15 protein-coding genes are annotated in these 13,467 nt (G+C 47.3%); 5 read left to right on the top strand and 10 right to left on the bottom strand.

Translation table 11 applies throughout. The features are described 5' to 3' along the window. The first annotated feature begins 75 nt into the window (after positions 1-75). A complete protein-coding gene (folD, locus tag KIT90_RS16885) occupies positions 76-936 on the top strand; it encodes a bifunctional methylenetetrahydrofolate dehydrogenase/methenyltetrahydrofolate cyclohydrolase FolD (RefSeq protein ID WP_005430847.1) in 861 nt (286 codons plus the stop codon). A 441-nt stretch (positions 937-1,377) separates the two neighbouring features. Further along, positions 1,378-1,749 carry an endonuclease domain-containing protein gene (locus KIT90_RS16880; protein ID WP_285377676.1) on the top strand — a complete coding sequence of 124 codons (372 nt, stop codon included), beginning with the start codon at positions 1,378-1,380 and terminating at the stop codon, positions 1,747-1,749. A 359-nt stretch (positions 1,750-2,108) separates the two neighbouring features. Here the strand turns inward: KIT90_RS16880 and KIT90_RS16875 are convergent, their stop codons facing one another. The 4 genes from KIT90_RS16875 to KIT90_RS16860 form a co-directional block, all read right to left on the bottom strand. After that, entirely contained in the window at positions 2,109-3,308 is a 1,200-nt protein-coding gene (locus KIT90_RS16875) for a NupC/NupG family nucleoside CNT transporter (RefSeq protein WP_285377674.1), read from the bottom strand. A 236-nt stretch (positions 3,309-3,544) separates the two neighbouring features. Then, the gene (locus KIT90_RS16870) at positions 3,545-4,489 is read right to left on the bottom strand and encodes a LysR family transcriptional regulator (protein WP_038893276.1); all 945 of its coding nucleotides are present in this window, start codon (positions 4,487-4,489) and stop codon (positions 3,545-3,547) included. Between the two features lie 71 nt (positions 4,490-4,560). Further along, on the bottom strand, positions 4,561-5,532 hold the full coding sequence (locus tag KIT90_RS16865) for a lytic transglycosylase domain-containing protein (RefSeq protein WP_285377672.1): 972 nt from the start codon (positions 5,530-5,532) through the stop codon (positions 4,561-4,563). A 48-nt stretch (positions 5,533-5,580) separates the two neighbouring features. After that, positions 5,581-5,862 (bottom strand): YcgL domain-containing protein, encoded by a 282-nt coding sequence (locus KIT90_RS16860; RefSeq protein WP_012127285.1) that lies wholly within the window; start codon positions 5,860-5,862, stop codon positions 5,581-5,583. 197 nt (positions 5,863-6,059) lie between these two features. Between KIT90_RS16860 and minC the strand changes: the two genes are divergently transcribed. From minC to minE, 3 genes are read left to right on the top strand one after another with little or no spacing between them, the layout of a single operon-like run. Further along, complete coding sequence (gene minC / locus KIT90_RS16855) at positions 6,060-6,722, top strand: septum site-determining protein MinC (protein ID WP_285377670.1); 663 nt, start codon at positions 6,060-6,062, stop codon at positions 6,720-6,722. A 17-nt stretch (positions 6,723-6,739) separates the two neighbouring features. Next, the gene (minD, locus tag KIT90_RS16850; protein WP_005437688.1) at positions 6,740-7,552 is read left to right on the top strand and encodes a septum site-determining protein MinD; all 813 of its coding nucleotides are present in this window, start codon (positions 6,740-6,742) and stop codon (positions 7,550-7,552) included. A 2-nt stretch (positions 7,553-7,554) separates the two neighbouring features. Beyond that, positions 7,555-7,818, top strand: coding sequence for a cell division topological specificity factor MinE (gene minE / locus KIT90_RS16845; protein WP_005437690.1), 264 nt, complete (start codon positions 7,555-7,557; stop codon positions 7,816-7,818). Between the two features lie 110 nt (positions 7,819-7,928). On the opposite strand, the gene rnd is transcribed toward minE, so the two are convergent. The 6 genes from rnd to tsaB all read right to left on the bottom strand — a co-directional run bounded on the left by rnd (position 7,929) and on the right by tsaB (position 13,444). Then, positions 7,929-9,047 carry a ribonuclease D gene (gene rnd, locus KIT90_RS16840; RefSeq protein WP_285377669.1) on the bottom strand — a complete coding sequence of 373 codons (1,119 nt, stop codon included), beginning with the start codon at positions 9,045-9,047 and terminating at the stop codon, positions 7,929-7,931. An 87-nt stretch (positions 9,048-9,134) separates the two neighbouring features. Beyond that, a complete protein-coding gene (fadD, locus tag KIT90_RS16835; protein ID WP_005437015.1) occupies positions 9,135-10,826 on the bottom strand; it encodes a long-chain-fatty-acid--CoA ligase FadD in 1,692 nt (563 codons plus the stop codon). A gap of 106 nt (positions 10,827-10,932) precedes the next feature. Next, on the bottom strand, positions 10,933-11,787 hold the full coding sequence (locus KIT90_RS16830) for an alpha/beta fold hydrolase (protein ID WP_285377667.1): 855 nt from the start codon (positions 11,785-11,787) through the stop codon (positions 10,933-10,935). A gap of 6 nt (positions 11,788-11,793) precedes the next feature. Continuing rightward, positions 11,794-12,351, bottom strand: coding sequence for a Slp family lipoprotein (locus KIT90_RS16825; RefSeq protein ID WP_005437007.1), 558 nt, complete (start codon positions 12,349-12,351; stop codon positions 11,794-11,796). Positions 12,352-12,376: 25 nt separating this feature from the next. Beyond that, positions 12,377-12,682 carry a hypothetical protein gene (locus KIT90_RS16820; protein ID WP_010645556.1) on the bottom strand — a complete coding sequence of 102 codons (306 nt, stop codon included), beginning with the start codon at positions 12,680-12,682 and terminating at the stop codon, positions 12,377-12,379. Between the two features lie 60 nt (positions 12,683-12,742). Then, positions 12,743-13,444, bottom strand: coding sequence for a tRNA (adenosine(37)-N6)-threonylcarbamoyltransferase complex dimerization subunit type 1 TsaB (tsaB, locus tag KIT90_RS16815; RefSeq protein WP_009707199.1), 702 nt, complete (start codon positions 13,442-13,444; stop codon positions 12,743-12,745). Positions 13,445-13,467 lie beyond the last annotated feature (23 nt).

Below are 13,467 nucleotides of genomic sequence, written 5' to 3'. Positions count from 1 at the left end.
CGTATGGATGTTAAATAGATTTTCTGCGACAATGCGCCGCAAATAATTTGCCTTCTCAATTTAAAAAGGAAAGTCATGACTGCTCAAAATATAGATGGAACTCTCATTTCCCAAACTGTTCGATCCGAAGTTGCAGCACGTGTGAAAGCTCGCGTTGAGGCTGGCCTTCGTGCTCCTGGTCTTGCAGTTGTTTTAGTTGGTGAAGATCCAGCTTCTCAAGTTTACGTTGGCAGTAAGCGCCGTGCGTGTGAAGAAGTTGGCTTTGTCTCTAAGTCTTTTGACCTTCCTGCGACAACGTCGGAAGAAGAGTTGTTGGCACTTATCGATGAGTTGAATAACGACGCAGAAATCGACGGTATTCTTGTTCAGTTGCCACTTCCTGCTGGCATTGATGCAACACACGTTCTTGAGCGTATTCACCCAGAAAAAGACGTGGATGGCTTCCACCCTTACAATGTGGGCCGTCTAGCGCAGCGCATTCCTAAGCTTCGTTCTTGTACGCCAAAAGGCATTATTACGCTGCTTGACCGTTACAACATCGAACTACGCGGTAAGCATGCGGTAGTGGTTGGCGCATCAAACATTGTTGGTCGCCCAATGACACTTGAGCTGCTTCTTGCTGGTTGTACGACAACGACTTGCCACCGCTTTACCAAAGACTTAGAAGGTCACGTTCGTCAAGCTGACCTTGTTGTGGTCGCAGTTGGTAAGCCGAACTTCATTCCTGGTGAGTGGATTAAGAAAGGCGCGGTTGTGGTCGATGTGGGCATCAACCGTCTTGAATCTGGCAAACTAGTTGGTGACGTGGAATACGATAAAGCACGTGAGAATGCGAGCTTCATTACTCCTGTACCGGGTGGTGTTGGCCCAATGACAGTAGCAAGCCTAATTGAGAACACGATGCTGGCTTGCGAACAGTTCCATACGAAGAAGTAAAGAATTACGATACTGAAAGGGCTCCGCAAGGGGCCCTTTCAGTTTGGAGTAATAACCCCCTCTAACTCCCCCTTGGAAATTGGGAAGACGGGACAGAGTTCGCTTTTGGTCTTCTGACTTATTCAAATACTCAAGCCGGATTTGGTTCGGAGCAACAACCCCCTCTAACTCCCCCTTGAAAGGGGGAGGACCGGACAGAGTTCGCTTTCTGTTTTCTGACTTATTCGAATATCGAAACCGGATTTAGTTTGGAGTAATAAGCCCCTCTAACTCCCCTTGAAAATGGGGAGGGCTGGGCTGAGATCGCTTTTACCTATGAAATCACAGCGCACATCATATTAATTGCCGACTGGTGCTTCACACTAAGCGCACTCTGGTCTAGTCCCCTCCCCTTTCTAAGGGGAGGGTTAGGGAGGGGTTAAGAACGCAAAGGAAGCACCAGTGCCACAACGAACTTTTAACTTAAAGTACCAAAAGCAAATCAGGAGTCAGTTACGTGCAAATATGCCAAAACCTGAAGAGGTACTCTGGCAAAGAATCAGACGTAAACAGCTTGGCGTAAAGTTTAGACGGCAACATGGCATTGGTCGCTATATTGTTGACTTCTATTGTGCGGAATTGAACTTAGTTATTGAGATTGATGGCGATAGCCACTTCTCTAATGAGGGAAAAGAGAGAGATGCAATGAGGGATACATTCATGGAAGCATTGGGGATTAAGGTTCTGCGATTTACCAACGAAGAAGTGATGAAGCAAACCGAGTCTGTTTTGGAAAGGTTATTCAATTTAGTTCGGAGCAGTAACCCCCTCTAACTCCCCCTTAAAAATGGGGAGGACCGGACTGAGATCGCTTTTAGTCTGTTGACTTATTCAAATACCTAAACCGGATTTAGTTCAGAGCAACAACCCCCTCTAACTCCCCCTTGAAAATGGGGAGGATCGGGCTGAGATCGCTTTTGGTCTTCTAACTTATCCAAATACCGAAACCGGATTTAGTTCGGAGCAACAACCCCCTCTAACCTCCCTTGAAAATGGAGAGGACAAGAAAGAGACCGATTCAACTAATACGATCGCCACAGACATTATATTAACTGTCGATTGGCGCTTCACAACCAGCGCACTCAGGTCTAGTCCCCTCCCCTTTCTAAGGGGAGGGTTAGGGAGGGGTTCTGTTACAAACTCAAAATCACGCCAGCGATTGATGCACTCATCAGGTTTGCCATTACGCCTGCTGCGATTGCACGGAAGCCATATTTAGAGATGAATGAACGCTTCTCTGGTACTAGTGAGCCTAGACCACCAATCAGCATTGCCATGGTTGAGATGTTCGCGAAACCACACAGTGCGAAGGTTACGATAGCTTGTGAGTGTGCGCTTAGCTGAGACTTCACTTCCATCAGTTGGATGAAGGCTACGAACTCGTTTACCACAATCTTGTTACCGATCAGTGAGCCAGCCACGATAGCTTCATTCCAAGGAATACCTAGCAACCATGCGATTGGTGCGAATAGGTAGCCAAGTACTAGCTCGAAGCTCAGTTCCATACCGAATAGACCGCCGAACCAGCCTAGAATGCCGTTTAGCATCGCGATAACACTCACGAACGCCAATAGGGTTGCACCTACCGCCACTGCGATGCGTAAACCAGACATTGCGCCGTCTGCCATTGCTTCAACCACGTTGGTTGCGCGTGGCATTTCTACTTGGTCTAGGTCGATATCTGGTGTTGTGGTGTCTGTCTCTGGCATCATGATTTTTGCCATCAGAAGACCCGCAGGCGCTGACATGAATGCTGCCGCGATTAGGAAGTTAAGATCCACACCCAGTGATGCGTAACCTACTAGCGTGCCACCAGCAACCGATGCCAAACCACCTGTCATTACTGCGAAGAACTGAGAATCACTCATGTGCTTCAGGTATGGCTTTACTACTAGCGGCGCTTCAATCATACCAACGAAGATGTTCGCTGTTGCAGATAACGATTCTGCACGACCTGTACCTAACAAACGCTGAAGACCACCACCGATTAGGTTGATCACTTTTGGCATTAGACCGATGTGGTACAAACCAGAAATCAGTGCCGAGAAGAAGATGATGATACCAAGTACGTTAATCGCGAAGGTAAAGCCACCTGTTGCTAGGTTGCCAAATAGGAACGCGATGCCCTCTTGACCGTAGTTGATTAGGTTAGAAACCGCGCCAGTTACTGTGTTAAGCGCTTCTTTACCCGCTGGTACATACAGCACCAATAGCGCGAAGATTACTTGCAGAGCAAAAGCCAAAGACACCGTTCGTAGACGAATGTTCTTACGGTTAGTCGAAAGCAGCCATGCTACGAATAGGATGGCTACGATACCAAGAATTGAGTTCATAAAATGAATCCGACAAAAGGGGGAACAGGAAAGGCGTCGGATTGTATAGAGTGAAAGAAATGCTGCAAGTTGGGGATGTTAACAGGCTGAGAATCTCGCCTGCTCACTCTTTAACCAACAAAATAACTCGTTGAATTAAATAAAGATAAACGTTTGCCTAAAGTTATTATTTCCAAATGGAAAAGATGTTTCTGAATTTGGAAAAATTTTGTGATTCAAATCACCTTATGTATTTCCTACTTCGGAATCGAAATATACGGCGCTAATCGCTGATCCCAATGGCAAGGCGATCCGATCTTCTGTTTGATGAATTCGATCACTGCTGAGATCTTTTTCGGCATATGCTGACGACTTGGGTACACCGCATAAAACGGCATGGATTGGCTGGCTTTCCAATCAGGTAGAAGCTGAATCAGTTTACCTGAGCGGAATTCATCCCCCAGCAAGTACGTTGCTAAGTAAGCAATCCCCCACCCTGCAATTGCCGCATCACGCACCGCTTCTGCCAAATCGACTGAGTAGTTGCCAGAGACTTTCACGTTGAGCTCTTGCTCGCGATTGGTGAACGCCCAACTGGTGTAGTCACGCTCCCAACTGCGGTAAATAAGGCAGTTGTGCTGCGACAAGTCATTCGGTTCGGTTGGCGTGTCGTACTTGAGTAGGTAATCCGGCGATGCAGCAACCACGAATTGGCAATCCGCTAAGCGCTGAGCAATGTAGCCTTCTGGTAGGTGTTCATTGTTGGTGATCCACAAATCCAAACCTTCTTCGAGCATATCGACTTTGTAATCGAACAAATGCACTTCGACTTGCAGTTGAGGGTATTTCTCACGAAGTTCTTGAATGGCAGGGATGATGTGCAGCGTGCCAAAAGACTGCGACAAGCCAAGACGAACCAAGCCGGCGACTTCATCGCGTTGGCTTTCCATCTCTAACGTGGCACTGCTAACGGCTTGCACCACTTGCTCACAGTGGTGATAGAAGGTTTGCCCCGCTTCGGTTGGCGTGAAGCTGCGCGTGGTGCGTTGCACAAGCTTGATACCAAGTGAAGCTTCCAACTGGCTGAGCTGTTTACTAACGTGAGAAACAGACACGCCTAGGCTCTTTGCCGCAGCGGTAAAGTTCTTGTGTTTGATCAACGCTGAGAAGATCACCATTTGTGCAGCACGTTCAGATAACACGCAAACCTCGTTTCAAGTAGAGAAAACAAAGGGCTCCGAAGAGCCCCTTTTTATTCGTTTATACATTCAACCTAGAATGTGATGCGGTCAGCTAAGTGACTTACCGCCAGTGCGAAGTAGTAAGAGCGGTTCCACTTCATCAACACATTGTAGTTGTTGTACACCAAGTAAGTACGGCCGTTCTCATCGTCTGGCATGATCAGCCAAGCTTTGATGTCTTCGTCCAGCTTAGGAAGTGGGCTGCCATCGTATTTGGTGATGCCAAGCTTGCTCCACTCTTGCAAGTACTTACCTTTTTCCGCTTCGCGACCTTGCAGGTTGTGGTCGATGCCGTGTGGTACTTTAACCTGGCGACCCCAAGTGAACTTATCATCCCAGCCAGATTTGCTTAGGTAGTTCGCAGTAGACGCAAACACGTCCGCTTCTGATTGCCAGATGTCTTTCTTGCCGTCGCCGTTACCATCCGCAGCAAAGCGTAGGAATGAGCTTGGCATAAACTGACATTGACCCATCGCGCCAGCCCAAGAACCTTTGAAGTTCTCTAGCTCGATATGACCTTCATCTAGGATTTGTAGTGCCGCCATGGTTTCTTTACGGAAGAACTCTTCACGACGACCTTCAAACGCCATGGTCGACAACGCGTCGATCACACGGAAGTTACCAGTGAACTTACCGAAGTTACTTTCTACGCCCCATAGCGCAACTATAAAGCGCGGCTGCACGCCAAACTCATCACCAATACGTTTTAGCTCAGCGTAGTGCTCTTTATACAGTTGCTTCGCTTGCTTAACCTTCCACTCAGGTACCGCGCGCGGAATGTATTCGTCTAACGTCAGTTTCTTCTCAGGTTGGTTACGGTCGGCTTTGACTGCACGTGGTTTGTATTCCACATCAGCAAAAGCGGCACTGATCACCTGTTCGGAAATGCCTTTATCACGCGCTTCTGCACGCAATCTATTTAGGTATTCATCAAAGCCATCGCTGCTTGCAAAGGCTGAAGTGCACATACCAACGCTGAGCATTGCTGCCAGTATCTTTTTCATATCGCCCTCCTTGAGCGAGGCAGAATTCCCAGATGAAAAGCGGTGACGTTATTCGCCTTTCTGCTGGGCTTTTTGTTCTTTGTATTTTTCTAGTAGGTTTTCCGGCGGAGGCGGAACCTGTAGGAAGAAACCATCATTAATTAATGACGCTTTCACTTTCTCGACATCAACTTGTGCCAAAGTACGACCATCAAGTTTGATTGTCATCACTGGCATAGGCTTACCGAACATCTGCATTAGCGTGTCAGGAACCTGTGAGAAATCATCCTTTTTCGGAATATAGAGATAAGTGCCTTCTTTTCTGGAACTTTTATAAATAGAACAAAGCATGACGAGCCTTTTGTGCTGATTTACCCGCTTTGAATGCGGATTTTGTTGAAAACGTAAAATTCTCGCAAACTTGATAGCAAATTTGAGATTAATTCACTTATTTGCCCGCTTGAGAACTTGCTGCGCTAAAGGATGAAATATAACATGACAGACCTAGTTTAAGGCAACGCTCTTTCAATAAAGGCAAGAAGTCCACGATGACCCATTCACCTGACCTTAAAGGTAGCAGTTTTACATTGTCAGTTTTACACCTTTCTGACAACGAGATCGCTAAGACTGTCGAATTTTTGCAAGAAAAGGTTTCTCAAGCACCCTCTTTCTTCGCATCCGCACCTCTGGTTATCAATATAGCAAAAGTAGAAGGCGATATTGATTTCACCGCACTTAAACAAGGCATCGCCGATGCAGGGTTTATTCCGGTTGGTGTGACTGGCTGTAAAGATAAGCGCGTTCAAAACCTTGCCTCAGAAGCGGGTTTCGCCATCATGTCTGCGAGCAAATCTCCAACTCAAGCACCAGCGAAAATGGCGCCGACCAAAATCATTCGTACACCGGTACGTTCTGGTCAGCAGATTTACGCCAAAGACGGTGACTTGGTTGTACTAGCACACGTAAGCGCTGGTGCAGAAGTGATTGCTGATGGCTCTATCCACATTCATGGCACCCTACGTGGACGCGCCATTGCTGGGGCGAGCGGCCAACAAGAAGCACGAATTATTTGTCACGATTTACAAGCTGAACTGGTTTCCATTGCAGGAGATTACTGGTTGAGCGATCAAATTGAGAGTGAGTATTGGCAAAAGAAAGTAATGATCAGTAAAGCCGAAGAATCATTACATCTAGAAACACTCACGATTTAGTCTAAAAAGGAAATAAAATGGCACGCATTATTGTAGTAACGTCTGGTAAAGGTGGCGTTGGTAAAACCACTTCAAGCGCAGCCATCGCCTCTGGTCTGGCTCTTAAGGGCAAAAAGACTGCGGTGATCGATTTTGATATCGGCTTGCGTAACCTCGATCTTATCATGGGCTGTGAGCGCCGCGTGGTGTATGACTTTGTTAACGTCATCAACGGTGAAGCAACGCTTAACCAAGCGATGATCAAAGACAAGCGCACAGATAACCTATTCATTCTTCCAGCTTCTCAAACACGTGATAAAGACGCGCTAACCAAAGATGGCGTGCAACGTGTGTTCACTGAGTTGGATGAAATGGGCTTCGACTTCATCATCTGTGACTCTCCAGCTGGTATCGAGCAAGGTGCTCTAATGGCGCTGTACTACGCAGATGAAGCGATTGTAACGACCAACCCAGAAGTGTCTTCGGTACGTGACTCTGACCGCATCCTAGGTATTTTGGATTCTAAGTCGCTACGTGCTGAGCAAGGTCTTGAGCCAGTTAAGCAGCACCTACTACTTACGCGTTACAACCCATCTCGCGTTACACAAGGTGAGATGCTAAGCGTTGAAGACGTAGAAGAGATCCTACACATTTCTCTACTGGGCGTGATTCCAGAAAGCCAAGCGGTACTGAATGCATCAAACAAAGGTGTGCCAGTGATCTTTGACGAGAACACAGACGCAGGCATGGCTTACTCTGATACGGTAGATCGCCTACTGGGCAATCAGGTTGAATTTCGTTTCCTTACTGAGGAGAAGAAAGGACTCTTTAAACGACTATTCGGAGGCTAGACATGTCACTACTAGAATTTTTCCGCCCACAAAAGAAAACTTCTGCGAATCTAGCCAAAGAGCGTTTGCAGATCATCGTTGCTGAGCGTCGTAGCCAGAACGATCCTGCGCCTTCTTACTTACCTCAATTGAAAGAGGACATCTTGAAGGTGATCAGCAAATACGTTGCGATTGATCCAAACATGGTGGATTTGACGTTTGAACACAAGGACGATGATATTTCGGTTCTTGAGCTAAACGTGAAGTTGCCAGAAGACGAGAAGTAATTACTTTTCGACTTTGCTTGAGCGCTCTAAGCACATGAGCACTCAAAACAAAAAACAAATGCGTGTTACAAAAAAGGTTGGCGATAGTGCCAACCTTTTTTATTTGGTACTTACTTCAGTACCTTATTCATCTTCTCGCCGAGCAATTCAAGACGCCAGCCTTGCATCACATCCGGTAGACGCGCTGGGTCGCGGTCTTTCTTCCATACCCAACTGATGATTTGGTTGATCTGCTTTTTAGACGCCAAGAACTCGGTCGCCAAGCCTGATTTCTGCGATGCTACCTTCACCACATCTTTCATGTTCTTGAAGATCTGCTTGTAGCCTGGGTAATCCATCAAACGTTCAATTTTCGCTGGGTAATCATCGACAGGAGTTTGCTTTGCACTTTTCACGATAGCCGCAATTCGTGCGCCGTGGCGGTTAATCGCACGAATGTCGATGCCTTCCGCTTCCATCTTCTTAAAGTTTGTCAGCCCAAGGCGAGCCACCGTCAGCAAGTCGCCCTCTTTAAAAATGAAGTTCAATGCAAGGTCGCGCTTGATCGCTTCGCGGTAACGCCAAGTCGCTAAAGGCTTAAGAATCGCAAGTTCAGCCGGTCTTAGTTGCCATGCACCTTTGATGTCTAGGTAGACGGTTTCTTCGTTTACGTTGCGAATACGCTTTGATACCAGTAGGTCGCTCTCTTGCTGAACCGCCTCCCACCAGCCTGCTTCGTTCACTTTATCTAATAGCTTCTCGTAAAGAGGCATTAGGTAGTGCACGTCCGCCGCGGCGTAATCAAGCTGCTTTTGAGTCAGTGGGCGCGCCATCCAGTCGGTGCGAGATTCGCTCTTGTCTAGCTCGACGCCTAGGTATTCTTCCACCAGCGTAGCGAAGCCCGTCGACAGGCCGTGACCTAGGAAAGCCGCCATCAACTGCGTATCCACCATTGGGAATGGTGTACAGCCAAAGGCATTTTGGAAGACTTCTAAATCTTCACCACACGCGTGCAGTACTTTTAGCACTGAGGTGTCTTTTAGCAACTCGACGAACGACGTCATGTCCGTCAGTTCCGTCGGGTCGATAAGGGAAAGTTGTTTGCCATCGAAAAGCTGAATCAAACCTAGTTGCGGATAGTAAGTCCTGATTCGAACGAATTCGGTATCCAGCATAACTACGTCGGCTTCTCTTGCTAGAGCGCAGACTTCTTCTAGGTCTTTGTTTTTCGTAATGATCTGATAGTTCACATGCTTCTCGCTATAAAAAAATGCCAGCAAAACGCTGGCATTCTAACACTATTTGGCAATAAATGATTGTTGCACAAAGAAATCCGCTTATGCGCTCTTCTTCGCTAGCTCTGCGTCGTTTTCTTCACGCAGTACGCGACGTAGGATCTTACCTACGTTGGTCTTCGGTAGATCTTCACGGAACTCAACCAACTTCGGCACTTTGTAGCCAGTTAGGTGTTGGCGACAGTGTGCAATCACTTCGTCTTTGGTTAGGCTTGGATCGCGTTTTACAACGTAGATCTTCACCAGCTCGCCAGACACTTCATGAGGCTGACCGATTGCCGCGACTTCTAGCACTTTACCGTGCAGAGCAACCACGTCTTCGATTTCGTTCGGGTAAACGTTGAAGCCAGACACAAGAATCATGTCTTTCTTACGGTCAACGATGTGTAGGAAGCCTTCATCATCAAACTTAACGATGTCACCCGTCGATAGCCAACCGTCTTCGTTGATCACTTCTTTAGTCGCTTCTGGGCGCTGCCAGTAACCTTGCATCACTTGAGGACCGCGAACTTGAAGCTCACCGGTCTCTGTGTTTGCTAGTGGGTTACCTTCTTCATCAACAATACGTACTTCAGTTGATGGCACAGGCAGACCGATAGAGCCGTTGTATTCCACTAGGTCGTGCGGGTAAGCCGCCACCAATGGAGAACATTCTGTTAGACCGTAACCTTCTAGTAGGTAACAGCCTGTGGTCTTTTGCCATTTTTCAGCGACGGCACGTTGCACTGCCATACCACCACCTACTGCTAGGCGAAGGTTGCTGAAATCTAGCTCATGGAAATCTTCATTGTTCACTAGCGCGTTAAACAGCGTGTTTACGCCAGTAATTGCAGTGAACTGGTATTTTTGTAGCTCTTTCACAAAGCCCGGAATATCACGCGGGTTAGTGATAAGCAGGTTGTTGCCACCCATTTCAACGAACAGTAGACAGTTCACTGTTAGTGCGAATACGTGGTAAAGCGGCAGCGCTGTTACAACAAGCTCGCGACCCGGAGACAATACTGGACCATAAGCACCTTTCGCCTGCATTACATTAGCGATCATATTGCGGTGCGTCAGGATTGCGCCTTTCGCTACGCCCGTTGTACCACCAGTGTACTGTAGGAATGCAATATCATCGCCAGACATAAATGGTTTCACGTACTGAAGACGACGACCTTTGTGCAGCGCTTTACGCATTGAGATTGCACCCGGTAGATCGTACTTAGGCACCATGCCCTTCACGTACTTAACCACGAAGTCGACAAGCGTACCTTTCGCACGTGGCAGCATTTGACCAAGGCTGGTCAGAACCACGTGTTTCACTGGCGTGTTTTCTACGATTTGCTCTAGTGTGTTCGCGAAATTTGAAACGATAACGATCGCTGTTGCGCCAGCATCGTTTAGCTGGTGCTCAAGCTCACGAGGAGTGTAAAGTGGGTTCACGTTCACAGCGATACAGCCTGCACGCAAAATACCAAATAGCGCGACAGGGTATTGAAGCAGGTTTGGCATCATAAGAGCAACGCGGTCGCCCTTCTTCAGCTTAAGTTCGTTTTGTAGGTATGCGGCGAATGCGCGGCTACGCTCTTCCAATTTGCGGAAGGTCATGACCGAGCCCATGTTCATGAATGCCGGTTGGTCTGCGTATTTTTGAACAGACTGCTCGAACATTTCTACCAAAGACTCATATTGCTCTGGATTAATGGTTTCAGGTACGTCACTTGGATAACGTGAAAGCCATGGTTTATCCACGATGTTACTCCTCGTTTATAACTGGCTAAAAAATAGCGTCCTTTTTATTTTGAGCACTATTACAGCACAGCAAACGTGCTTGAGCACGTAACTCTCAAACACTTGTTTAAATTTTGTTAACTACACCAAGAATTCGCTTTGCGACCTCGAGTGTTTGCTCTAAATGGCAATGATGCCCACCCGCGACAGAAACCACTTTCGGTGGATTTTCGCCCCAATCGACTTGGTTAGACTGTAAATGCTGAAATCCTTTGTCACCCAATATGATTAGGTGCGGACAGCGTATTTGGCTGGTGATCGAGTTCGCGTGATCCTGTGCCATGCGATAAAGAGAATCGCATTTTAATTTGGCATCGTGTCGCCAAAACCACTGGTTCTCACGACATTCAGTTCCGCGCTCTACGATTGGCATCAACTGCTCGGTGGTCAGGTGATTCGCTTGCATGCGTAGCTTTAACGCCAGATCGAAAGAAGCGATAGCTCGCTCCGGTTTGTTGCGTTGACGTTGTCGGTTAAGGACGCCATCACGCAGTCGTTTTACGCTATTGGAAGGCTGTTCTGCGAGTGGACCCGCTCCTTCAATTTGCACTAACGCTTCGACCTGTTCAGGAAAGGCAGCACTATAGCAACTTGCGATTAAAGCGCCTAGTGAATGCCCTACTAACACCAGTCTGTTTGGCGATAATTCATCCAATAATTGGTGTAAATCAGCAATGTAGTCGTGGAAGGGGTAGTAATTGTCTGAGGATTTATGACTGGATAAGCCATGACCAAATAGGTCAATTGCTAGTAAATGAAGATCAGGGTTGCAGTGATGGATAGCTTTCATCAAGGTTTTGAAGCTGCCCGCGTTATCCATCCACCCATGAAGAAAAACGACTGAACAAGCAGTCGTTTTTTCGTTTCCGATTTCTAAGGCTGCCATGCTCCCATTTGGGAGTTCGAAAAGGCGCTCATTCATCACAGATTATTTAACCTTCTTGATCACCTTGCCGTCTTGAGGGAAATCATTTCGCCACATTCGGCAGTTAATGGAGTAACAAGGGTAGTAATAGGTTGGCGTGTCGTACATACGTACGCGCTCTTCAATCTTCCATAAGCGGTAACCATCGCCTTTGATGACTGGGAAGATGTATTGGTGTTCACCAATTTTGCCTTCTTCTTCGCCCGCACCTTTACCCACTACAGTAATGATTCGACCTTTACTGAAAGCAACTGGCTCTAAGTAACCATCAAAATAAACCGCGAAGCGACCCGTTGGTTCTTGGTCGATGTCCGGCTTGCCTGATTTGCTGATTGGTAGGTTTACAATCTCCAGACGCGTTTGGTCTTTCAAGTTATCCACTTTCGCGATAACACCACCAAGACGGACATCATTAGCAGCCTGTCCTTGGTCTTCAGCAAAGGCTTTGTAATCCGTCAAAACCTGCTCGGTGCTTGCATTCAGCTCTTCAGGAAGAGAGCTACAGGCAGAAAGCCCGAATGCTGCGATAATAACCAGAAAAATACGTCCAGAAAGTTTCATAAACCCCCACTATAAATTCTTTGTTTTACACATAGATATCGACACCGAGTAACTGAGCAAGTTCCTCTTTCTTCGCTCGATTCATGACGTCCATATACTGTTCCATTGCTTTGCGAGCATGACCCTCGGGCAAATCATATTGCACTTGAGCGCGATGAATCTGAGACTCATCCACTTGCTTAATGGAGTGCGCGACAGCGTTCGCCACCTTAGAAGGTTGACCAACGGGCTGCTTATCTTGAGTTTTCTTTACCTGCCCTTTTTTACCGACTTTATTGGTGCGATTTGCACCCGGTATTAACGCGGGAGGTAAACCATTGATAGACGCCATAACGCTCCATAAAAATACAGGGCAAACGCCCTGCACTTTGTCATGTCATTGAAAGTCCGATTATTCGCGACCCGGAAGTTTCTTCCACGTCACATTATCACGCAGATAAACCGGGCTAGATTCTTCTACTGGGACTGTGTTGCCTTTCTTAAGTTCCTGCTCAGCAAGAATCACAATGTCTTGTGAATCAGGGTAAAGAACATCACCACTGGTGACGTTGAATGGAAGTTTGCCAAGATCTTCTTGGTAAGCATCCCAACCAGTACCAGCTTTAGTCCACGTTTTGTCGTCTGCTTGTGCTTCTTCCGCTAGACGCGCTGGTGGAATAACACATTCTGCATCCACACCTGCCCACTCACCGTTTTCTTGGCGAGTGTAACGTGCCCAGTAAACTTCACCCATGCGCGCATCAATCGCAACAGCAGCATTTGTAGCACCGTGTAGGCGGTAGCTTGCTTGTGCCATCGCAGCCAGCGTTGAAACACCGATCATTGGTAAGTCAGCACCGAACGCCAAACCTTGCGCGATACCAATACCGATACGAACGCCAGTAAAGCTGCCCGGACCACGACCAAACGCCAATGCGTCTAGATCTTGTAGAGTCAGACCGGCTTCTTTCAGTACCTCGTCTACCATAGGCAGTACTTTCTTAGTGTGGTCACGAGGAGCCACTTCACTGCGTGAAATCACTCGGTCATTAACCAGTAGCGCAACTGAACAGTTCTCAGTTGCCGTATCGATAGCAAGAATTTTTGCGCTCATGTAACTCTCTACAATTCTTCTTT

The sequence above is a fragment of the Vibrio sp. B172a genome, from assembly GCF_030248355.1.
In the GTDB taxonomy this organism is placed as follows: domain Bacteria; phylum Pseudomonadota; class Gammaproteobacteria; order Enterobacterales; family Vibrionaceae; genus Vibrio; species Vibrio owensii.
Note: the sequence above shows the minus strand (reverse complement) of the source record. Positions and strands in the feature narration are given on the sequence as shown.